Raw genomic sequence first — 22,273 nt, 5'->3', positions numbered from 1 at the left:
GCAAACTACTGGTCTATCGTTGCCCTTGCCCTGGCAAGTTCGTTGCGGCAGGCGCGTAGATAGAGTTGTACAGCTAAGAAGGTATTTACTGCTTCATCAGCGTTGACAGGATTTCCATGTGTTAGCGTATGCAAGAGTCCAGCTGCAGTGGCGAAGCCATACTGCTTAAGTAACGCAGTCTCTTGGGCAATGCTGTTGGCGTTGGCTTGTTTGGGAGAATTCATTCCGGCAAGTGTCGCGGATAAGACGCGTCGAACCAAGGGAGCTAATTCGTTGTTACTGTTCGATTCTGTGGTGGGTGGAAAGACGATTGGCGAAGCTATGGCGTTACGAATGTGTTTGCGTTCCAGTTGGTCGAAGCCCAGCATCACACGATCTGCTAGCTGCGTTGGGAGTTCAAGCGTGGGGACCCGCTGTTCTGGCTTGGAAGTGGAATCGCCGTCGTCCGAGTTGCTAACTGCCATCGGCAACAGAAGTTTAGGGTCTGCGAGGGATGTACGTCCGATGACCCTTAAACGAAGTCCCGGCGCATAACTTAACATCTTTAAGTTGCCCCGGAATGCGAGAGTATCAGCATCGTTAGCGATCCCCAGCCGAATGGATGTGCCGTCGACTAGCTGAAATAATAGATCCGGGCCGCTTGCTCCCAGCACCGTGCCCTGCACGAAGGTAAAATCCCAGCCGGCGGGACGTGCATCATCGGGGAGCGAAGCGTGTTGGTAGACGGTTTGCCACTGATCGGCTAACGGCTGCGAAAATCGCCGCTCGATTGCTTCTGTGTCCCACGATGATTCTCCTTGATGGACGAGCTTCACCTTCTTGCCGCGTCCGAGGCGGCCGTCGGTAGAGGCTGTCATTTCGCTGCCAACGTAAAGTCCGCGGGCCAGTTGCCGCCCCGGCTGCACGAGTGGGCCTATTTCGATACCTCCTCGATAGGCATCACGAGCTAGCTGGACGTCGCCAGGACGAACGTCGGACGCCGAGTAATAATTGCCATCTTCACCCAGGAACCAAGCAATCGCACCGGCATGTCCACTGCGTGATACAACCGGTTCCGCAAATAATCCGTAAAGACGCTTGAGACGCACCGGAAACTGTTCACGCCGAGCCGTACCGATCCAATACAGTTCTGGATTCGGACTCCTAGAAAGGTGGTAGGAAGTCTCCAATAACTCAGTTACATCATCGATCAGTTGCGGCGGATCCGCCTGAGGCGAGCGAGATCGAAATTGCGTAATCCCAGTCATGACGCGAATGCCGAGACTGGCGGCCTTGTGTAGTCCTACCGCTCGACATTGATACACGCTCCGCTGCAGTCCTGCTTGTAACGTGACACCGGCATTCGCGATGCCAACTTGGAGAACCTTGGCAATGCTGGTCTCAAGTATCTGAGCTGTTTGACGTTGTTTTTCCGAGATCATTTCATGGGCGGGCTCATTCGCGATTACTCTTGCGTCTAACTCGGCTTCGGCTTCGGAGCTCACCTCTCCCTCGGTATGCGTTTCCAGAACCGTCAAACATGCCATGACATGAAAACAGTTGGGCGTCAGCAGACAGGTGCAGCTAACCTGATCGAGGGCGCTGATCTCGTTAGCGGCGAATTTCACGGTTTCTCCGCCGGTGTCGATCTGCCACGAATCACCTTTGGCCTTCCATTCCCATTTCGTCGCTTCGTCGGGTGATCGATCCAGACGTCTCCGTACTCGATCCGGGGCGGATTCTATGATGGTTGCAACGAGAACACCGGATACCGTGGGACGAGTCTCACTCATGTGGTTGCTCCTCGAATCTGATCGCCGACCCATTGGGCAAGACGCTCTGGCGTCACGGCCGCTACGGACATTCCCGCTCCTGCCAAAGCTGCCGCGTTGCCCACGTGGTAACGTGGGTTTGCTTCGTCATCGAGTGCGGCCAGGCCAAGTAGCTTAACTCCCGACTCGGCAAGGGTTCTTGCTTCGCCCAGCATCTGCCCGATCGAAACACCCTCCTCAAAATCGGAGACTAACACTACGATCGTGCGTGTCGGGTTCCTAACGGCCTCGCGAGCCGCGCGTAGCCCAAGTCCAACGTGCGTTCCACCACCCACTTGCACTTCCATTAGAAGGGAAAGGGGATCATCAACTTGATCGGAAAAATCGATCACTTCGGTGCTGAAGGCGAAGAATCGAACATCAATCGCTGGTAATGCCGAGAAAATCGCACCCATCAGCGCGCTGTAGATCACAGAAGGTTCCATCGAACCAGAAACATCGACGACGAAGATGAGATGCCAGTCCATCTGCTTACGGCTTGGGGCTTTAAACGACATACGGCGAGGCGCCAACGCGACGCTTCCATTCTCGCGGCGATACGCAGTGGCCAGGTTATCGCGAATCGTCCTCGGGAAGTCGACCTTTCTATGCTTTCGACGTGTCGACCTTGGCGAACTCAATCCGTTTAGTGCAGGACGCAGGCGGTTGGCAAGTTGCTGAGCGAGTCGTTCGGTGATCTTGCGAGCCAACCTACGCAGAAGGCTAAGCTCACGCTCCGGCATGCCACCTTTCAACGAAAGAACTTGTTCCAGCAAGGCAACCGAAGGACGAACTTTGTCGCCGTCGAGATATTCCAATAGCGCAGGGCGACCATCCGCCGCTGCTTCGGCAGCAATTTCTTCGCACAAATCCTTGCCGAATAAGCCCATCACATCATCGAGCCACTCACGAGCGGACGGAGTTGCTGACTCGGTCCCGCCACGAGAAGGAGGAACCAAGTCGTCGCGATGGCCACGTCCAGGTCGAGCGGAACCGCCGTAAAGTTCATCCAGGGTCGAGGCGACTCGGCGGCTCTTGGCGCCCCTTGATCCTTGCACACCCAGCACTAATCGCCATCGATCCGTCAACGAGATTTCTCCGGGCGGATCGCTAATCGAGATTGGGTGAGAGTAAGCGTCACTCTTGCCTGGTTCACGAATCACAAAATTAGGGAGTAGGTGGCGAACAGCCTCGCGGCCAGCACGATCAGCGGAACTGGCCGCCGCCAGTGCAATGGGGTTTTCGAGCATGATCCGCCGCGAACTTCCAGGACCGTCAGGCTCCAAGGTTTCGATGAGCTCGCATAGAATGCGTGCTCGTTCGTTTGGTGAAATCGACTGAAAGCCACCTCGCAATGCTGGCAAACGCGCCAAAAAGTCAGAATCGTCCGATGATGTCAGACGTTCCTGGATACCATCCAGCCAGCTTGTCTCGGCTGCGACCAATGGCGCTAGAGGAACGAGAAGTCCTTGAAGACGTGCACGCAAATGTTGTCTTCCATCGTGATTCGAAGCGGCATCGTACCAACTCGATAGGGATTGGCTCAGTTGAACAACGTCGGCGTCGCCCATGGTTGCTAGCCCTCCCCAAGCCGCGCCTTGCATCCGGGCGGAACCTTCCTTTCGAATTCGAAGGAGCAGCGATCTCAGTGCGGGTATCAGCGAGATCATCGCGAGGTGAGACGTTTGCTGATTGGATGTCGCACGGACCAATGCCACAAGTTCGGTCAGTGATATGACATCGTTGGGATCGTCCGACCCGCGTAAGCCATCGGCACTGCGAATCGCCATCTCAAGAAAAGGAATACTGTTGAGAAGGCCTAATGGAACTTCCAAGCGGTAGACGTCGGGCGGAGCAGCGTCCTCGTTCGTTAAGGGTAGGCCACTGAAATGGCCCGCGGCCACCCGCCCCACGAGTCCTGCCGCTTCGATCAATTCAGGCGTAGAGGCCGTGTGGAGAAAGTGACCATCCAGTTGCTCCAGGTATTGACTGGCGGAAGTTGGAAGTCCGCATTCGGCGGCAGTCAACAATCGCTTAAGTGTGACGGCTGGATGAAGGCGACCATCGGAGTCGGGTTCCTGATCGTTCCCGATTTTGCGAAGCGCCGATTCGGCAGCTTGTACGAGCGTGACACCATAGATCGCGGCTGCCTCAACCGTTGCTGCGGTACCGTGTGTCCAACGAACTTGCCAAACTTCCGTGAGGTTCTCACGGAGTCCGACACCGGTCGTATCAGTTCGCGTCGCGTATGGAACCCCAAGAAGGTTCAATCGTCGAAATAGTACGGCTCGCGCTCGATCGAGCTGCGAACGGAGAGGATCCAAACGAAGTTCACGGGTGTCTTGCTCCAGCGTATCGGGGCCTGGCAATTTTAGGCGAGATAGCTTCTCTTCGACATGTGGTGCTAGTCCACTTCGCGGCGTACCAGGTGCCAACTTTCCGCGAAGCGTCCCGACGAGAACGTGTTGTGCGGCCGCTGCGACCGCGCGGCCACGACCAAGCAAATCTCCCTGGACCAGCGTTGTTTCAATGGATTCGAGAAACTCCGCTCGACCTGGCGCAGCATGCCCCCGTAGACGGCTCAAATCGAGGGCGACCCGCACAATTTCCATGGCTTCGGGCGAGCCAGCTACGTAGCCAGCGTGTCGAAGCTGGCGACTCAAACGCACGGCGAGGTCCGAGATTAGAGTAGTTGTGGAATTGTTATCAGATGCTTTGAGCATCGTTTGATGCCAGATGGGATCATAGACACCAGCCGGGTAACCACTGCGCGCGTCCAGTTGAGCGAACGTGTATGGGATAAGCGAAGTCGAGGCCTCATAGCTGGAGCGATACTGCACCAGTTCCTTCGCAAATGGTTCCGGTGGAGACCAAAGAAGGGGCTCGGGAAGAAGTGCCGCTGCGTGAAAAGCGCCGATAATCGCGACGGAATGATCCGGGGCATCGTCAATCGCCGTTCGCATGGCAAGTTCTCGATGAGCGTCGGCGTAGGTAAGCTCGCCTTGGGTGCAACGGCTTAGCCAACCGAAATAGAGGGCGGCTCGTCGGATTGCTTCCGGAGAACTGTTGAGGGCCGGCGTTTCGACAAGCTTTTCCCACAATTCGCCGAAATCACGCGTTTCGTGACGACGCATGACTTCATCTTGCAGCGACGGGGATACTTTGGCCTCGTCGGTATGCTTATCCAAATTGGGGATGAAGTGATCAGCCGCATGCATACCTGCCAGATCGAGATCGCACGGGATGATTGGGACGCCGTTCTTAGTTGCCCAGCGAATCGCGACCAATTCGGGCGAGAAATCTGCGAGTGGGTAAAACGAATTCAGTTCCGATCGATTACACGCTGCCAAGGCAACCGGTGCGACAAGTTCAGGATCGCCGAGATGAGGAAGCCAAGATTGGAAGTCAGGGGGCATCTCCAGCAGAATCGACTTGGGGCGTATCGAATCCAACAATTCTGGCATCGCGCGGGCCAACGCTGTAGAATGATGGCGAACGCCGATTAGGTAGGGCGTTCGGCAGGCCGCAAGTCTCTCCAACGGTTGACGTGGCTCTTCGCCATCCATGGCTACGCTCCTTCCGCCGACTCTTCCAACACATCACGCAATTCGTACATTCGCTTCCAATGAGCATCGTTCTCGCTGCGACGTCGGACGGGACCGTCCCAGTAGGCCAACAACCGTTCGCGATCTTCAAGGTTGTCCTTGAGGACGACCCCTAACAGATGGCCCGGGAGCAGGGATATGGGGTCACGTTGTGCTGGAAAGAATGCTCCTTGCCGGGCGATGGCTGTCGCAACGGTGACAGCTTCCGCTGTACTCATCACCGAAGCGGGGCGTTCGACGCTCCAACCTTCGCTTGTGTTTCCATCGCGGAGGTCACGAAAGGTCGTGATTAAAAGTTCCAGCAAACGAGCGTCGAGATCGGTCGTCAGTCCGGTCTCGGACAAGACGGAAACCGCCCGACTTCGTACCAGCTCGATCTCTTGTTGCGGATCCGCGATCGGATGAACGGTTTCGAAATTGAAGCGACGTTTGAGGGCTGCGGACATTTCCGACACCCCACGGTCCCGAAGATTTGCCGTGGCAACGATGTTGAAACCAGGTCGGGCGAAGACACTGCCGTCGTCTCCTTCCAATTCCGGAATCATGAGGCGACGTTCGCTTAGCAGGCTGATCAAGCCATCTTGAACTTCCGGCAAGCAGCGGGTCAATTCTTCGATACGAACCAGCTTACCTTCCCGCATAGCCGTCAAGACAGGGGAAGGAACCAGCGCCTCCGGGCGTGGGCCACGGTCCAGAAGCATCGAATAATTCCAGCCGTAACGCATGTGGTCCTCGCTCGCACCGGCCGTACCTTGCACGGTTAGCGCGCTGGAACCACTAATGGCGACGGCAAGCAGTTCGCCGAGCATACTTTTGGCCGTACCTGGTTGACCGACCAACATCAAACCACGTTCGCCGGCCAACGTCACAACACAACGTTCGACCAGGGCGCGGGGCCCTACGAACTTCGGTGGAATGACCAAGGACTTGGGTAGCTTGGCGGGTAGCTTTGTTGAAGCGGGAGCCCGCAATGCCTCGCCGCGAGTGCCGCAAATGAACTCGACAACTCGCACTGGCGATAGTAACCAGCCTGGCGGACGAGCCGCATCGTCAATCGCGTGCAAAAACGCCAGTTGATCGGAAAAGCGAACCTCGGCCGAAGCAAGTTGAATGTCAGGAGATTTTTCGGTGTTGCTACCGGCGCGAGATGTGGGGGTCTTCTTCTTGGCCATCGGAAAGAAGTTTGCCTGTCGATGGGGATGAGATACGAACGTTACGCATCCCCATTGTATGGGATAGCAGGCCCCCGTTGGCAACCATGCTTTCGCTTTCCATCGATTGCTATTGTTAGCTCAAGCGACTTACAAACCCGCTAGCTGTGTGTCGGCATCGCCGAAGTGAGTTTGATGAACGCCCATTCGATTCATGATGCCAAGATAAAGGCTGCAAAGCTTACGGTCGGCATCATCCTTCTCAACAAAGTCAAGCGAACGACCCGTCTTAAGCGTATCCCCCAAACCGCCAGCGAGCAGCAGAGGAACCTTACTCGAATCGTGCGCGCTGCCTGACCACATACTGTTGACAAACATGAGACATGAATTGTCGAGCACGCTTCGTTCCCCTTCCTTCATGCCGTCGAGTTTCTTAGCCAGATAGGCGTACTGACTAACATAGTATTGCGTGATCTTGTGGTAGGAGTCGGAACGATCGTCGTGGGAAGCGCCATGGTGGGCAGTTCTCACACCAAGGAATGGATAGAACATTCCAGAAATATCGCGGCACATTAACAACGTGGCGACACGGGTCTTGTCGGTTTGGAAGCCGATAGCAATGATGTCGCACATCAACCGCATGTGTTCGCGAATGTCTTCGGGGAGACCGTCGTCAGGCCGCTTCATGGTTACGACCGGTTTGTTCTGGTGCTTAGCTCGTTCATCCGCTTTTTCTTTATGGCTGCGAGAAGCTTGAATGCGTTTCTCGACCTCTCGGACACTCGTTAGATATTCATCGAGACGCCCGCGGTCGGCCGCGCTGACTTGCCCATTAAGGGAAGAGACTTCTTCGCGAACCCGATCAAGCACACTCTGATTACGTCGATTGCCTTGGTTATTGAAGAGGTTGTCGAATGCTAACGAGGGATAGGCTTCCATCGGAACCGGAGAGGTCGCATTCTGCCACGAAATATGCGAACTGTACGCCATCGAGAAATTGGTTTCATGGTAGCCGGTCACCGGTTGTTCGCAGCCTAGCACCATGCTCGATTGTTCGGTCTGGTCGCGGAAGTGCTCAGCGATCACTTGGTCCATACTGATCCCACCGCGCAGTTCGGCGCCCTTTTGAAGCGCAGCACCGGAGAGGATATTTCCCGTTTGTCCCGGGTGAATGCCAACGCCGGTGGCAGACTTGTTAAATAGGCCGTGGATGACATTGAGTTTTGTTTTAAGATCATTCAACGGCTCGAGGCTCTTGCCCAACTCCATCTGATCGCCTTCCCCGTTGGCCCACCAATGATCGGGGTTTACACCGCAGCCCATAAATAGAGCGGCAAATCGCTTTGGCGCAGCAGGAATATCGTTGGCCTCGGGTTTCGCCTCGCTTCCCCAGACCGAAACCGATTCAAGCCACGGCAAGGCCATTGCTACACCGGCACCACGAAGAAACATTCGACGAGAGAGATCTGACTTTTCGATGGCAGACATGGTCGTATGTACCTTTTAGTTGGAAGCGGCGGCGCCGCGCTGGTTGAGAAATTGAGGACTCGTAACAATCGTTTCAAGCATGGCCGAGAAGCGATAGTCTTTCTTGGAGATGTTTGTATGCATCTCGCGTAATAGTTTCTCATCAGAAAGCTGGAGCGTGCGGCCTAAGGCATACGCCAGGAGCTTTCGATTGAGATTGTCGATGAAGTCGTCCTGGCGACTCTCGCGGATGTATTTTGTGAGCCCGCCTAAACCATCGCCATTTTGGCCGTCTGGGAAATCTGCATTGGTATCGACGGCGCGGCCACCCAAGTCTTCCGTTCGACGCTCGCCGACGGGACCATATCCCTCGAATACCAGGCCAAGCGAATCAAATCGTTGGTGACAGCCGGCACAACTGGCAATCTCGCGGTGTTTCGCGAGAGCGTCTCGCAGTGACAATTCACTCTTCGACTCGTCGGCCGGAAGTTCGGGAACATCCGCTGGTGGGGCCGGAATGTGTTCGCCCAGGACACGTTTGACCACCCAGTAGCCTCGCTTTACGGGACTCGTTCTGAGACCGGGAGCGTTCTTGGTTAGAAAGACCGACATTGGCAAAATTCCGCCTCGACCATATTGAACGGCATCGTCAACACGAAACCATCCATCGGCGTCCCGCTCCGATTTCGCGGGAACCGGTATCCCGTAATGCTTGGCGAGCGGCTCGTTGACGAATGTATGCTCTCCGAAAAGGAATTCAAGCACAGATCCGTCCCGCATGGCGACGTCCGTGAAGAAACGTATGGGCTCCTCAAACATGGCTCGCCGAAGATCGTTATCGAACGAGGGAAACCGTGTTCGGTCGACCGCGTTGTGTTCCTCGAACCTGCGGAAATCGAGCCAGTTCCCCCCGAATTCGACGGCCAGACCTCGAATCTTCGGGTCACTTACCATGCGGCGAACTTGTGCGGATAGAACGAATGGTTTGTGTAGTTCGCCCCGCTTTGCCAGGTTCATCAATTCCTCGTCTGGCATGCTCGACCAGAGGAAGTAGCTCAAGCGATTGGCCAACGCAACATCATCTAAAGGGACTGGCGTCGAAGAAACTTTGGCCGGAGAACCGAGATGAAAGAAGAACTGGGGCGACATCAGTACGCTAACCACATAGTCGCGTATTGCATCTTCATGGCTAAGTTGTTCTTCTTCACGAAGGTACTGGTAAAAGGCATTGAGATCCTGTTTTTCAGTCGGCGTCAAAGGGTGACGAAACGCCTGTTCGGCGAACACATGTAGTGCAGCGAGATGGCTGGGGTGGGCCTCTTCCGCGGCGACTTCAAGCTCTCGGAAGGTTGACTGCATCGCGGCGAAGTAATCGACGATTGCCTTCTCCGCTGTTTTATCGGCACCTTCCCGCAATGCCTTTTCAAGATATAGTGCCTCGAGAGCATCCATCTTTTCATTGGTTATCGAATCTTTGTCTTCGGATCGGTGGTGATCGAAGACTTCGTCTCGCATGAAACTCGACTCGGCACGCTCGTACCAAAGAAACGCTCGATACTGACGCTGTGGCGCATCGGCAATCAAATTAAATTCGTGCCATAACTGATCAAGTTTTGTTTGCCCAGCTTCGTCGAGGATCATTTCGTATAGTGGCGTGTCGTCGCGGAAATACCCTTGCTGATTGTGAAAGCCAGCGCTTAAAAGGCGTCCACGTGAGGCTTCATTTTGAAAGACGCGACCTCGCTCAGATACGTAGAAGGCATCGGGAAACACTTCACAGAAACGCTGGCACTCCGCTTCATGCTTTTCTCGACCGTCAAGCGACTCTGGAACCTTCATCGCCTCGATGGCCGGAGAACTGGCGGGCAAATTCCACTCGGTCAATTGACGAGCACTAAACGGAGCATATTTCGTGTGGTTGATCGCCATCTGTTGATTCTTCCAAATGACGAGCGGCTGTGACCCTGGGGAGATTTTGGGGGATGTCAGATTTTCAACTTCAGGCTTGAACTTGGGGCGAAGATCCTTGACGAACGCTTCCATTTGGTCACAAGTCGCCTGGGCGTCATCGAGAGATGCATTTTGAGGAATTGACTGCCAAATGATCTGTAACGCCGCGATCGGACCGACGGGATCAACTTCGCGATTCAATTCATCCCAGACTGTTTTTAAGTACTTCGCGCTTAGGTTACCGTCACTTGCAATCTGCTCGAGCGACCTCTCTGCCTGATCGGAATTCTTGAGCTGCCACGCAGCAAGAAAGTAAGGAGCGTAATCGGTCGGCTGGTCTTTATAGAAATCAACAATCCGGTTAATGCAAAACTTGTCTCGATCGGTGTGAGCGATCACCGGGTGCGGCGCGAACACGAATCCGCTGGGCGTCAACGCGAGATGATCGGCGACGTGGCGAGCAGCGTCTAGATATTTCTTCACCAGAGCAGGGGAGGTACTGAGCGAAGTCGCCGAGTTATCAAAGCCTGCTTCGTTGGCGGGATCGACCGGAAAGTCTTTGGTGGGGCGTATATCGACGCCGGTCAAATCTCGGATCGTATAGTTGTATTCTGCGTTGCTTAATCGGCGAACTGGTACCGATCCGGGATCACCCGCATTCTTTTCTCCTTCGTGAGCGCGGACCGATTTGATCCACGTGATCATTTCTCTTCGCTGTTGTGGAGAAGGCTGAGCATCGAAATCTTCGGGTGGCATATCGCCAGCTGTCAGGCGATCAAGAACCAGTTCCCATCGTTGATGGTCATTTGCCACGGAGTCGACGGTCGAGAAGAGACTCAGGTCGAGCTCAGCCTCTGGAGCATCCTGGTCATGACAAGCAACGCAATGCGTCTTCAAGAACGGTTGAACCGTCTTCTCGAACGTTTGCTTAAGTTGATCTTCAGAGGTGGATTCAGCGCGGGCCGCAGGACTCGCGAATAAAGCGACCAATACAAACCAAACCAGGAAAATTTGAGCAGGAGACACGAACGTCATGGAACTCCCATCACGAAATGGAAGAAGATGGAAAACGGACACAGGGAGGAAGTTATGGATGGGGCGTCGTTCGAAGGATTGGTAGGTAGCCAACGAACAATTTGACTCGGGCAAGATCCAACTCAGCTGGTCTTGGAAACCTGCATCGCTGAACGGTGATGATGAAAGACAGGTCTACTAATATAGCAAGTGCCCACTTGGAATAACAGACAAATCGCCCCCTCCGTCGAGGTGGTGGATGGGACTGTCCTTTCGGGTGGTGATATCTCAATGAGGGTTGCCAACGCTTCGCTGTGTGGAACTTAGACCGAACACAAGCGAAGAAGACTGTCATTTTTTGCAAAGCAGATTCCATGGTTTGCAAAACCAGTTTGGGCGTTTGCATCGGTTGTTACGATAGCTCGTGGCAACAGACCCGATGAATCCCCATTTTGAATCCCGCCAATTAATCCTCCTTGAATTGAATACTAAATGATACGGACTTCACGAATTTCGATATGGCTGCTGCTATGCTTCTTCGGCAATATCTGTTTTGGGGCCGAGCCTAACGCCAGTGAGTTTCGCCCGGAAGCGTATCTTAAGCGGTCGCTAGGTGCCGACTTCTGCCTGGTCGATTGGAACACGGTCCAAGGCTATTACACTCACCTCGCTGAACAGTGTTCGACGGTTGAGTTGCAGCGAGTCGGAGAAACCACTGAGGGACGTGATTTCTTGATCTCAATCATTTCCTCACCAGAGAACCTAAAAAACATCGAGGCGATTCAAGCCGCATCTCGGACGATCGCTGATCCGCGCGGCAAGTCGGAAGAAGAACTTCAGCGAGCAGTTGAGGATGGCAAAGTGGTGCTCTTCATCACACCGTCGATGCACTCGACTGAAGTTGCCGCCACGGAAATGGGAATGGAGTTGGCCTGGCTTCTGGCAACGTCCGAGGAAGCTCCTTGGAGCACAATGCGAGACGAGGCGATCGTGATATTATTGCCATCGCTGAATCCCGACGGTGTTGATCACGTTGCCCAGTGGTATGAAAAGAATCTTGAAAAGCCGTACGAGAGTTCGAGCCTGCCAGAGCTTTATCAGAAGTATACCGGTCATGACAACAACCGTGACTTCTTCGCTCTCACGCAAGTGGAGGCCCAGTTACTTTCGAAGCTGATGTATCAGCAATGGTATCCGCAGATTATGTGGGATGTTCATCAGCAAGGACAAAATGGTGATCGGTTCTTCGTTCCTCCTTATCGTGATCCATTAAACGAGAATATCGATCCTCTGATCGTCGCAGGCATCAATGCGATTGGATCTCGCGCCGTCATGGATATGACGACCGAAGACTGCACGGGCATCGTTACCGGTGTGTCTTACGACAATTGGTGGAATGGTGGGAATCGTTCAGTTCCGGCACGTCAGAACATTATTGGTATTTTGACGGAGGCCGCTTCCGCGAACTTTGCCTCCCCGATCTACCTTGAGCAGCGCGAACTAAGTGATCCGCTCGGTCGGAAAGAGTATCGTTCGTCGAATCAGTTCATCGCCCCTTGGAAAGGTGGTTGGTGGCGACAAGCTGACATCATTCGGTATGAACTGGCATTCGCAAAATCCCTTTTCGGGACGATCAGTCGAGAGCCGAAGTTATGGCTAAAAAATAAGATGACCGCGGCAAGGAAGGCATCGGCGATCGACGAAGATTCCAAGCGTCAAGCTTGGCTGATCACGGTTGATAACGAAGATATCGGCGCTGTCGTACGCTTGGTTAATCTACTTCAGCAACTTGGTATCGAAGTTCACGAAAGCAGGTCCGAGATCAAGGCTGACGAGCGTACGTACTCCCGAGGAACGCTTGTTGTCTCGTGCCGACAACCCCAATCGAATTTGGTAAACGATCTATTTGAACTCAAGGAGTTCCCCGATGGCGAAACCGCATATGACGTCTCGGGATGGTCCTTAGCTGCCCTGTTTGGGTTACGTGTTGTGGAAGTGGTCGGGGAGCTGAAAGGTGAAATCAAACTGCTCGATTCCAAGCAATTGCCTAAGGCATTTTCCAATAGTGAACGTGCCGATACGCGATCCTTTCGTGATACTAGGCAATGGATTAGTTTCAATCGCAAGCTTGCCAGGGCCGAAGCATATCAGACATCTGTCTCGGAACAATCTGCGGAAGAACAGCAAGTCAAGCTAAATGAGGAGATGACGAAGTCGCTTCCGCGTGTGGGAGTTTATGCACCGTGGTCGGCGAGCATGGATGAAGGTTGGCTGCGTTGGACACTCGAATACCTCGAGATGCCCTATAGACGGGTCCGGAATTCAACGGTAAAGGCAGGGAATCTTAAAGAGGAGTTTGACGTCATTTTGATCCCAGATGTTTCACCGACCAGCGTCGAGCATGGTCGGCGTGAAGGATCGGTTCAGGGAAATCTTACCGGAGGTCTCGACGTCACAGGTGCACTTGCGATTGAAGAGTTTGTCAAGGACGGCGGTAAATTGATCGTGATGGAAAGTGCCTGTCCGTGGGTCATCGACTTGCTACGCATTCCGTTGGTGGATGTAACGGCTGAGCGAGAGAATCGCGACTTCAGCTGTAGTGGCAGTGTGGTACGTGGCGTGGTTCAAGATCATCAAACCACCGATGGCCTGCCGGATACCATTGCGTTCATGTTCGCCCATTCTAAAGCATGGCGTGCTGCAACCTCGAAGGAGCGGGAAGCGCGTATGGACATCGAGTGCGATGTTGAGGCGTTGCTAAGCTACGCACCGCGCCGAGTCTTGTTATCAGGGACCATGAACCGACCGGAGGTCATCGAGGGGCAGATTGCATGGGCAAAAGTTAAGCAGGGAAAGGGCTGCATCCATCTTTTTGGATTTCGACCCTACTACCGCGGCTGGACCCATGCTTCTTTTCACCTCCTAATGCGGTCGATCTTGTTCGATTGACGGCAGCGGATATCGCGGCAAGGCATTGCTGTCAAAACAGTTGCGCGGTGTCAGACTCACTGGTGTTTTGTCGATTTCGCTGCTTTTAGTAAGTCACGGATGCGCTTCAACAGTTGTGAGTCTCCTCCGCGTAGTTTCCGCTGAAGAAGTTTTGACGAGGATAGCTAGCTGCGGTTGGCTGAGGTATCGTAATTGCTCTAAATCCAGAACTCGTATATCTTTCTAGTGCGATAGTTCCTTAATCACCCCTGAGACAATTAGTAGATCACTCGCATGGGAAGAAGTTTCGAAAACCGGAAGCATTCGATCGCCAAGACGGCGGCTCAGAAGTCCAAGCTCTACTCGAAATACGGCAAAATGCTGTATGTTGCCGCCAAAAACGGCGTGCCAGATCCGGAATCAAATCCGAGCCTCAAGAGCATGATAGAAAAGGCCAAGCGAGAGCAGGTTCCGGCCCACGTGATCGACAAGGCGATTGAAAAGGCCAGGGGAACTGGCGGCGAGGACTACTCCGAGTCGCGATACGAGGGATTTGGTCCAGGCGGAACCTCGGTAATTGTCGACTGTTTGACCGATAATCCGAATCGCACCATTACCGATGTTCGCAATTGCTTTAACAAGAGCGGGGCGAAATTAGGCATGGCAGGGTCGGTCGCTCACTTGTTCGATCATCTGGCGGTCTTCTCTTTTAAACAGGGAGACCACGATTCAGATCAAATTTTAGAGGCCATGCTCGAGGCCGATGTCAATGTCGACGACGTCGAAGACGAGAATGGCCAACTCACCGTATTTGCCGCCTCGGGCGACTTCTTCAAGGCTAAGCAAGCGTTACTCGAACTCAATCCCGATACGGAGTTCGATGTTCAGGAAATTGCATTTGTGCCCCAGTCCAATACAGAACTGTCAGGGGACGATGCCGGGGCATTCGAAAAGTTTCTCGACATGCTACACGATTGCGAAGACGTGCAGCACGTGTATCACAACGCCCAGCTTCCCGAAGAAGAATAACGGCGAATCGCTAGATACAATGGAAAATGCTCGTGGCCAGCAAGACCATTTGCCGGCCACCTCTATGCAATTTACCTTCGTCCCCCGGTCTCGTTGCGAATAAGTCCCGGTGAGACCACTCTTAAGAAAAGTTCTTTCACGAATGTCGCCACGATAGAGGGCGATGAAGCAGCAAGGCTCAATGCTCGGGGCCTCACACAACGATCGACCCTCGCTCGAAATGGGCCTCTGTTACTTCGGCTGGTCGACCGACAGCACTCACTTGCGGGGGCATTTGTGCACTCCTATACTGTCGTCGCAACGGATTAAACGGCTACGTACTGCCTTCCTTATACGAGAAACGACAACGATATGGCTGAAAACGTGGTGGCGGATGAAGGAGATGATGAAGGGGGCGACTGGTACGGAGTGGCGGTAGCCGCGTTGGCGACGACACTGCTAATCGTATTTTGGTTGATCAACTGGGAGCTACCTTTCTTATTGCTTGCGGTGGTCGTAATTTCGATCGTCATCTGGCAGGCCTGCGATCCGTTTGCCGACGCTGCTCAGTGGGTTGGAACGACACTTGGTGTTCCCGGATCTGTTCGCGGCGCGACATTAGATGCCGTAGCAAGTAGTTTGCCGGAGCTTTTCAGTGGGATCTTCTTCGTGGTGTTGGCGATCGCTTCGGTCGATCCCAGTAACTCAACTGCCCTGGAAGCGGCAGGCGCTGAGGGATTCGGAGCGACGATTGCAACGTGCGCCGGAAGTGCCGTCTATAACATGATTTTGATTCCCGCGATCGTAACAATGACGATCGCTGCTTACCGGAAATCACGACCGACTATCGATGTCGAGGACGAAGTTCTCGCGCGGGATGGGGTTTGGTTTCTTGTCTGCGAACTGGTGCTCTTAGGTTGTCTGTACCAAGATGCCATGCAGTGGTGGATGGGAGTCATATTGATCTTGATGTACTTCTTCTATATCGGGCAGCTGTACCGCGACACGATGATCTATCGCCAACGGGTGAAATACATCGCTCACTATTTGAACGCGAATGGACTAGAGACGGCCACCGCTACTGTCGTTTCCGACCTGGCAAAGCAGGACCACAAGGTTCATCCCTTACTGGTCGATAAGATCCGCGACGAAATCAAATCCGGCGAAGTTGAAGGCGAAGAGGAGGTTGAAGAAGTACCAGACGGCGCAGGTGCTCTTTTCGGCTTCGTCGAAATCCCCTTGAACGGGATCACGGCAACTTTGATTTTGGTGATCAGTACCGCGCTCGCTGCCGGGGCGTGTTACTTCCTGGTCGAGGTCACCCGAGACACGGCTCATACGCTGGGCGTACCGACGTTCTTCGTGGCGGTGATCTTAGCCGCAGCGGCCTCGAGTGTACCAGATACATTCCTCTCGATTGGGTCGGCCATGCGTGGTGATGACTCAGGGGCGGTCTCCAATGCCTTCGGTTCGAACATATTTGATATCTGCATCTGCCTTTCGGTCCCGCTGCTGGTTAACTCCTACCTGGTGGGGTGGGGACCGGTCTCGCTTACGCAAGACGGTGAACCGATCGCTGGTTTGGTTGGTCTGCGTATCAGCTTGTTCGTGCTGACCGGGATTACACTCGCTATTATGTGGCACAACCGTCAATTGACATTCCGCAAGTCGCTGATTCTTTGCGTGCTTTACGGGCTGTTTATCACCTACGCTGTGCTCGGATCGCTTGGGATTCTCGTCGTGTGACGGGGAATAACCTGGCTCATTGGTTACCAACGAACGACGACAATTGGAAGTTGAAATCGCATGACATCCTTCGCTGAGATTCCCAACACCATTACCAATGAGCAGCAGCTCGATGACGTGCTGACGTCCCCAAGTCCTAAACTGGTAGAGTTCGTCCGAGCATTGAAAGGGGACATCTTAATACTGGGTGCGGGCGGAAAGATGGGACCATCGCTGGCCGTACTCGCCAAACGGGCGATTGAAGCGGCTGGGAGTTCATCTTCCGTAATTGCCGTGAGTCGCTTTTCTGACGCGGCTTCGCGAAGGTGGCTCGACGAACGTGGCGTGATAACGCATTCCGCAAACCTTCTCGATCGTACCGCAGTGCAGCAGATCCCGGATGCCGAGAATGTACTGTACATGGTTGGTACCAAGTTTGGGACGAGTCAGAACCCATCCTTTACCTGGGCGATCAACACGATTGCCAGCGGCCAGGTAATGGAACGCTTTGCTACCTCGCGGTTTGTGGCTCTTTCGACTGGCAACATTTATCCGTTTGTTCCTACAAATTCTGGAGGCGCTACAGAAGCGGGACCAGTGGAGCCTGTCGGAGAATACGCAAACGCGGCGCTTGGTCGTGAGCGGATGTTTCAATATTTCTCGCATCGAAACAACACACCCGTCACGCTGATGCGATTGAACTATGCCGTCGACCTGCGGTACGGTGTGCTGACCGATATCGGGTTGCGAGTTTTATCCGGCGAACCGGTCGACGTCCGAAATGGCTATCTCAATTGTATTTGGCAAGGAGATGCGAACGATGCGATCATCCGCGCCTTGGCCGTCGCCGAAAGTCCGCCGACCCTATTGAATCTTACCGGCCCGGAGACTCTTTCGGTCCGAAATATTGCGGAACGCTTTGGTGAGTTACTTGATCGCCCTGTGAGGTTTACCGGAGAAGAAGCGGAATCGGCGCTGCTAAGCAACTCAGCGAAATGCTGCGAGCAGTTGGGCGTACCATCGGTTACGTCCGATACGATGATTCGGTGGACGGCAAACTGGCTGGCCAACGATGGTCGTTTGCTCAACAAGCCGACTCACTTTGAGGTGCGTGATGGGAAGTTCTGACTCGATCAGCGACCGACAAGGTGCTGGCGACAGTTCTAGAACTTCCATGCCAGGGGCTGCTCCAATGCCGCCGACTTGGGTTACCGATCGGTTACGCGCGGGGATCGCGATCCCCGCTCATCCTTTAGCACTTACAATCAATCGCAAGCTGGATGAACGACGACAGCGAGCATTGACGCGATATTATCACGCGGCCGGCGCTGGAGGTTTGGCGGTCGGTGTTCATACCTCGCAGTTCGAAATCCGACAGCCGAAGCATGGTCTATTCCAACCAATGTTGGAACTTGCCGCCCTGACCACCAAAGAGCAGGATGAGAGGGCCAGTCGGCAAACCGTCCTGATCGCCGGCATCTGCGGTGAGACTGCTCAGGCGGTGACCGAAGCTAGACTGGCTCGCGACATTGGGTATCACGTCGGAATGATCTCGCTCGGGGCGTTACCGAACGCCAGTGATGAGGAACTTATTGCCCACTGTTCGGCCGTTGCCAGCGTCTTACCAGTTTTCGGCTTTTACATGCAAACCGCCGTAGGAGGGCGTGTTCTCTCCCAAGAGTTCTGGCGTCGACTGGCGGAACTTCCAAATCTCATCGGTATCAAGATGGCACCGTTCAATCGATATCAGACATTGGATGTTCTGCGAGGTGTGGCTAATTCTGGAAGAGCAGAAGAGATCGCGCTTTATACCGGGAACGACGACAATATCCTCGTCGATCTTCTAACGCCATTTGAGATCGCTGGCGATTCGCAAACCATCAATTTACGAATCGTGGGTGGGCTGCTGGGGCACTGGGCTTGTTGGACTCTGAAGGCCGTCCAGCAATTGCAATTATGCCAGCGTGCGTGGAAGGAACGGAAAATGCCATCGAGTTTGTTGACGATTGCAGGTCAGGTAACGGAGTGCAACGCCGCACTTTTTGATGTTCGCCATCGTTTCCGCGGATGTATCGCAGGTATTCATTACGTTCTGCAGCAGCAGGGTTTGCTCGAAAACCTTATCTGTCTTGATCCTGCCGAGAAACTTTCACCAGGTCAGCAAGAAGAAATCGATCGAGTCCGCGCGGCCTATCCACATCTGGTCGACGACGATTTCGTGGCGGAACATCTCGACGAGTGGATGTCTTGATGCTTTGCTTAGCATCATAATCTTTTGCTGACCCTTTCACGGGTAGATCGCGGAAGTGGATTGCCACGAAAAGCAGACTTCCGCGAAACTAACGCGTAGCCTTGCTAGTATTCAAGGCAAGCCAACACGCACCAAAACTCCGGCATTAAGCTTTCTCTCCAGCTAGATGTTGCGGGTGGAGGAACGATGTCGAATTGCCTGGTAGCACAACTCTTCCCGAGGGAACTGGTTACGTGAGTTACTCAAGATTCGTACTGATCGTCGTTATGGGAATGCTCGGTTTGTGCGTTCCTACTAGTTCCCGAGCAGAGTCGTTTACCGAAAAGTCAGCCGCTCAGATCTTGCCGTCTAGTACGACGCTCTACGCGGAAACCCTGCGCCCGAGCGAAATGATCGATCTCGTTTTGAACCATCCTCTTAGGACTCGAATCGAGTCGTCCGATGCGTATCAAAAGGCGACCGAAGGTGAAGGGATGGCGAAGCTTCGCATGGGGATTGCCATGTTTGAGGCGGGCATGGAACAGCCGTGGCAAGAAGCGATTACATCGCTAACCCAGGGTGGAATGTACGTGGGTTACGATTCCAATACCAAGGGTGTCGTTGTGTTATCCAAGGCCGATAGTCGCGAAACTCTGGACAAGTTTCGTGCGTTCGTGCAAGTCGTCGGCCGAGTTGCCAGAAAGGGTGGTGGCGAGGCAACGGAGTATGGTACCTATCGCAAGGTGGTTACCCTTGATGTCGCTCCGCAGGTCAAGATGGCGTTTCTGGAAAACTGGCTCGTCGTTACCAATCGGCCAGAATTGGGCAAGCAAGTAATCGATAATGCTCTGGACGGTGCCGAGAGTTCACTCGCGGAGACTTTGTCGTTTCAAGAGGCGAAACAGAATCGAGCCGAATCCCAAGTGTGGGGATACGTGAATGTTGAAACCATTCGCGATGCCGGTATTGCCGAAAGACTTTATTCTGGCCGTACCGACAATATATTAGCTGAGGTGTTATTTGGTGGATTGCTGTCCAATTTACAGCAAACTCCCTATGCCACGGCATCGCTAAATCTGCAACAAGATCGGGTCAATCTTGAATTGGCCACGTCAAATCAGATGGCATGGCTCGAAGGGCGAGCATACTATTTCGGGGAGTCGGGGAAAGCTACGGCTCCACAACTCCTGAATCCACCAGGCACGATTGCAGCCATCAGCGCCTATCGAGATTTATCGCAAATGTGGTTGAGATCTGGCGACCTCCTAACCGAGAAAGGAAGCGAAGATCTAGCCAAAGCGGACAGTACGTTGACGACGTTCTTTTCCGGGAAAGACTTCGGCGAGGACATTTTGGGGGCCTTTGCAAGTGATGTTCAACTCGTCGTTGTCGCACAAGATTTTGAGAAGATCGTTCCGACACCTGCGATCAAGCTGCCGGCATTCGCGTTCCAGTTTGAGCTCAAGGATCGGGAAGCGACGCAAGGCGAATTGCGTCGTGTTTTTCAGAGCTTTGTCGGGTTTGTGAATATTATCGGCGCAATGCAGGGGCAACCCCAGTTGGATTTAGGATCGGATACCTCGGACGAGGCCGCTCAGTACTACGCAACATTCGTCCCGAACGCCGATGCCCCGGATGATAAGTCGGCCAGCGTTCAATACAACTTCTCCCCAACGCTCGGCTTTGTTAATAACCGAATGATCATGGCCAGCTCACTCTCACTGGCGAAGACACTGATCGATGGGAAGGAAGCAGACAAAGCCGCCTTTGAACGACCGGCAATCAAAGCGAATTCATTGATCCATATCAATGCGAAGCAAATCGCAACTGCCTTAGAGCCGAATCGTGAATACCTCATCGCCCAAAATATGTTAGAGAAAGGTCACGATCACGAAGCGGCCGAAGCCGAGATCGGCGTTCTGTTTGAGATAATCGAGTTGGTGCGTGATGTGTCCGTCAGCCTTGAGAATTCGGAAAGCGAACTGAAACTGAATACACAATTGCGTTTGAATCTTGAAGCGAAGGAGTGAGTGTGATGAACGATCTTCGCAATATTGATCCCAATACGGCTTGGCAACCGTTCGTCCCATCGGCGGAAATTCCCTGGACGGACCGGTTAGCGGCACACCTATTTCGCCGAGCTGGCTTCGGCGCGTCTTTCGCGGAACTCGAGGAAGCAGCCAAAAAGTCGCCGGACCAAATCGTGTCGGAAATGATTGCGAAGAGTCGCCAAGAACAAGAATTTCGCGACGTTGCCGACACCCTGGCGGAAACCGTGATCCCTAGTGGGAACGCGCGTAGCTTGTCGGCGGCTTGGGTTTATCGCCTACTTCGAACGCCCAATCCCTTGCAAGAGAAGATGACGCTGTTCTGGCACGGTCACTTTGCCACGAGTGCGGAAAAAGTCAAAGACCCACGAATGATGTGGGAGCAAAATCAGTTGCTCCGCAAGAATGCGTTAGGCAACTTCGGATCGCTCGTTCAGGCGATTTCCAAAGATCCAGCGATGCTTGTCTATCTCGATTCGACCTCCAATCGAAAGGCGCATCCCAACGAAAACTACGCCAGGGAAGTGATGGAACTGTTTTGCCTTGGCGAAGGGCACTACACCGAAGTGGACGTTCAAGAGTTAGCCCGTTGTTTCACTGGTTGGGAGATCAAGAATCATCGCTTTCGTAAGAATCGCTACCAGCACGACGGAAGCGAGAAGTCCATTCTCGGTAAGACGGGAGAATTTGGTGGAGAGGAAGGCGTTGCCATCGTCATCCAGCAGGAAGCAACACCCCAGTTCATTTGCCGAAAACTGGTTCGCTTTTTTGTCTGCGATGAACCGGAGTTGTCGGACGAGTTTATTGCTCCTCTGGTGCGAACAATGCAAGACAACGATCTAGAGATCGCTCCCGTCGTATCGCAAATACTTACCAGTCAGTTCTTCTACTCTAAGCACGCGGTGGGACGAAAGATCAAATCACCCGTCGAGTTCATGATCGGAACAATGCGCTGCCTAGAAGCCAGCGGCAATACCCAACAGATTGCCGAAGGGCTGATGCAAGCTGGTCAAGGATTGTTCTACCCACCGAGCGTGAAAGGCTGGGACGGGGGACGAACCTGGATTAATTCGTCGACTCTTCTGGCTCGTGCAAATTTGGCGCAGCGAATACTCAATGATACTGTGACGAAGTTTCATGGTGAAAACCTTGGCGACTATCTCCGAACGTATGACATTGACACACCAATTCAACTAATCCCTTGGTTCAATCGACTCACGATGACTGCGCCATTGGACCCGATTATCGAAAAACAGATTATCGATCGAATTCCGGCGAATGAAGCTCGGGATGAGAAGTCACTGCGAGGAATTGTGGAAGTTATCGCGGCGCTACCTGCCTATCACTTAGCCTAAAT

12 protein-coding genes are annotated in these 22,273 nt (G+C 53.6%); 7 read left to right on the top strand and 5 right to left on the bottom strand.

Translation table 11 applies throughout. The annotated features are described in order from the left end of the window. Positions 1 to 5: 5 nt before the first annotated feature. The 5 genes from C5Y83_RS01325 to C5Y83_RS01305 form a co-directional block, all read right to left on the bottom strand. On the bottom strand, positions 6 to 1,772 hold the full coding sequence (locus tag C5Y83_RS01325; protein WP_105327832.1) for a hypothetical protein: 1,767 nt from the start codon (positions 1,770 to 1,772) through the stop codon (positions 6 to 8). Beyond that, complete coding sequence (locus C5Y83_RS01320; RefSeq protein WP_105327831.1) at positions 1,769 to 5,356, bottom strand: DUF5682 family protein; 3,588 nt, start codon at positions 5,354 to 5,356, stop codon at positions 1,769 to 1,771. The genes C5Y83_RS01325 and C5Y83_RS01320 overlap by 4 nt, the downstream gene beginning before the upstream one ends. A gap of 2 nt (positions 5,357 to 5,358) precedes the next feature. Then, entirely contained in the window at positions 5,359 to 6,567 is a 1,209-nt protein-coding gene (locus C5Y83_RS01315) for an ATP-binding protein (protein ID WP_105327830.1), read from the bottom strand. 129 nt (positions 6,568 to 6,696) lie between these two features. Further along, the gene (locus tag C5Y83_RS01310) at positions 6,697 to 8,034 is read right to left on the bottom strand and encodes a DUF1552 domain-containing protein (protein WP_233207021.1); all 1,338 of its coding nucleotides are present in this window, start codon (positions 8,032 to 8,034) and stop codon (positions 6,697 to 6,699) included. Between the two features lie 15 nt (positions 8,035 to 8,049). Then, positions 8,050 to 10,998, bottom strand: a complete 2,949-nt coding sequence (locus C5Y83_RS01305; RefSeq protein ID WP_105327829.1) for a DUF1592 domain-containing protein — start codon at positions 10,996 to 10,998, stop codon at positions 8,050 to 8,052. A gap of 471 nt (positions 10,999 to 11,469) precedes the next feature. Between C5Y83_RS01305 and C5Y83_RS01300 the strand changes: the two genes are divergently transcribed. The 7 genes from C5Y83_RS01300 (at position 11,470) to C5Y83_RS01270 (ending at position 22,271) form a co-directional block, all read left to right on the top strand. Further along, entirely contained in the window at positions 11,470 to 13,926 is a 2,457-nt protein-coding gene (locus C5Y83_RS01300; RefSeq protein ID WP_105327828.1) for a M14 family metallopeptidase, read from the top strand. A 273-nt stretch (positions 13,927 to 14,199) separates the two neighbouring features. Then, positions 14,200 to 14,934: a YebC/PmpR family DNA-binding transcriptional regulator gene (locus C5Y83_RS01295; protein ID WP_105327827.1), complete on the top strand. Its 735-nt coding sequence runs from the start codon at positions 14,200 to 14,202 to the stop codon at positions 14,932 to 14,934. 351 nt (positions 14,935 to 15,285) lie between these two features. Then, positions 15,286 to 16,659, top strand: coding sequence for a sodium:calcium antiporter (locus tag C5Y83_RS01290; protein WP_105327826.1), 1,374 nt, complete (start codon positions 15,286 to 15,288; stop codon positions 16,657 to 16,659). Between the two features lie 60 nt (positions 16,660 to 16,719). Beyond that, positions 16,720 to 17,766, top strand: a complete 1,047-nt coding sequence (locus C5Y83_RS01285) for an NAD-dependent epimerase/dehydratase family protein (RefSeq protein ID WP_105327825.1) — start codon at positions 16,720 to 16,722, stop codon at positions 17,764 to 17,766. Next, on the top strand, positions 17,753 to 18,889 hold the full coding sequence (locus tag C5Y83_RS01280; RefSeq protein WP_233207020.1) for a dihydrodipicolinate synthase family protein: 1,137 nt from the start codon (positions 17,753 to 17,755) through the stop codon (positions 18,887 to 18,889). Before C5Y83_RS01285 ends, C5Y83_RS01280 begins: the two co-directional genes overlap by 14 nt. 233 nt (positions 18,890 to 19,122) lie before the next feature. Further along, positions 19,123 to 20,898: a hypothetical protein gene (locus C5Y83_RS01275; RefSeq protein WP_146117586.1), complete on the top strand. Its 1,776-nt coding sequence runs from the start codon at positions 19,123 to 19,125 to the stop codon at positions 20,896 to 20,898. 5 nt (positions 20,899 to 20,903) lie between these two features. Then, positions 20,904 to 22,271, top strand: a complete 1,368-nt coding sequence (locus tag C5Y83_RS01270) for a DUF1800 family protein (RefSeq protein WP_105327823.1) — start codon at positions 20,904 to 20,906, stop codon at positions 22,269 to 22,271. Positions 22,272 to 22,273 lie beyond the last annotated feature (2 nt).

This window comes from Blastopirellula marina (genome assembly GCF_002967765.1).
GTDB lineage: Bacteria > Planctomycetota > Planctomycetia > Pirellulales > Pirellulaceae > Bremerella > Bremerella marina_A.
This window is presented reverse-complemented; position numbering and strand designations above follow the sequence as displayed.

Coding starts and splice junctions, on each gene's coding strand:
- C5Y83_RS01325 (WP_105327832.1), bottom strand. CDS start 1,772: ATGAGTGAGACTCGTCCCACGGTATCCGGTGTTCTCGTTGCAACCATC.
- C5Y83_RS01320 (WP_105327831.1), bottom strand. CDS start 5,356: ATGGATGGCGAAGAGCCACGTCAACCGTTGGAGAGACTTGCGGCCTGC.
- C5Y83_RS01315 (WP_105327830.1), bottom strand. CDS start 6,567: ATGGCCAAGAAGAAGACCCCCACATCTCGCGCCGGTAGCAACACCGAA.
- C5Y83_RS01310 (WP_233207021.1), bottom strand. CDS start 8,034: ATGTCTGCCATCGAAAAGTCAGATCTCTCTCGTCGAATGTTTCTTCGT.
- C5Y83_RS01305 (WP_105327829.1), bottom strand. CDS start 10,998: ATGACGTTCGTGTCTCCTGCTCAAATTTTCCTGGTTTGGTTTGTATTG.
- C5Y83_RS01300 (WP_105327828.1), top strand. CDS start 11,470: ATGATACGGACTTCACGAATTTCGATATGGCTGCTGCTATGCTTCTTC.
- C5Y83_RS01295 (WP_105327827.1), top strand. CDS start 14,200: ATGGGAAGAAGTTTCGAAAACCGGAAGCATTCGATCGCCAAGACGGCG.
- C5Y83_RS01290 (WP_105327826.1), top strand. CDS start 15,286: ATGGCTGAAAACGTGGTGGCGGATGAAGGAGATGATGAAGGGGGCGAC.
- C5Y83_RS01285 (WP_105327825.1), top strand. CDS start 16,720: ATGACATCCTTCGCTGAGATTCCCAACACCATTACCAATGAGCAGCAG.
- C5Y83_RS01280 (WP_233207020.1), top strand. CDS start 17,753: ATGGGAAGTTCTGACTCGATCAGCGACCGACAAGGTGCTGGCGACAGT.
- C5Y83_RS01270 (WP_105327823.1), top strand. CDS start 20,904: ATGAACGATCTTCGCAATATTGATCCCAATACGGCTTGGCAACCGTTC.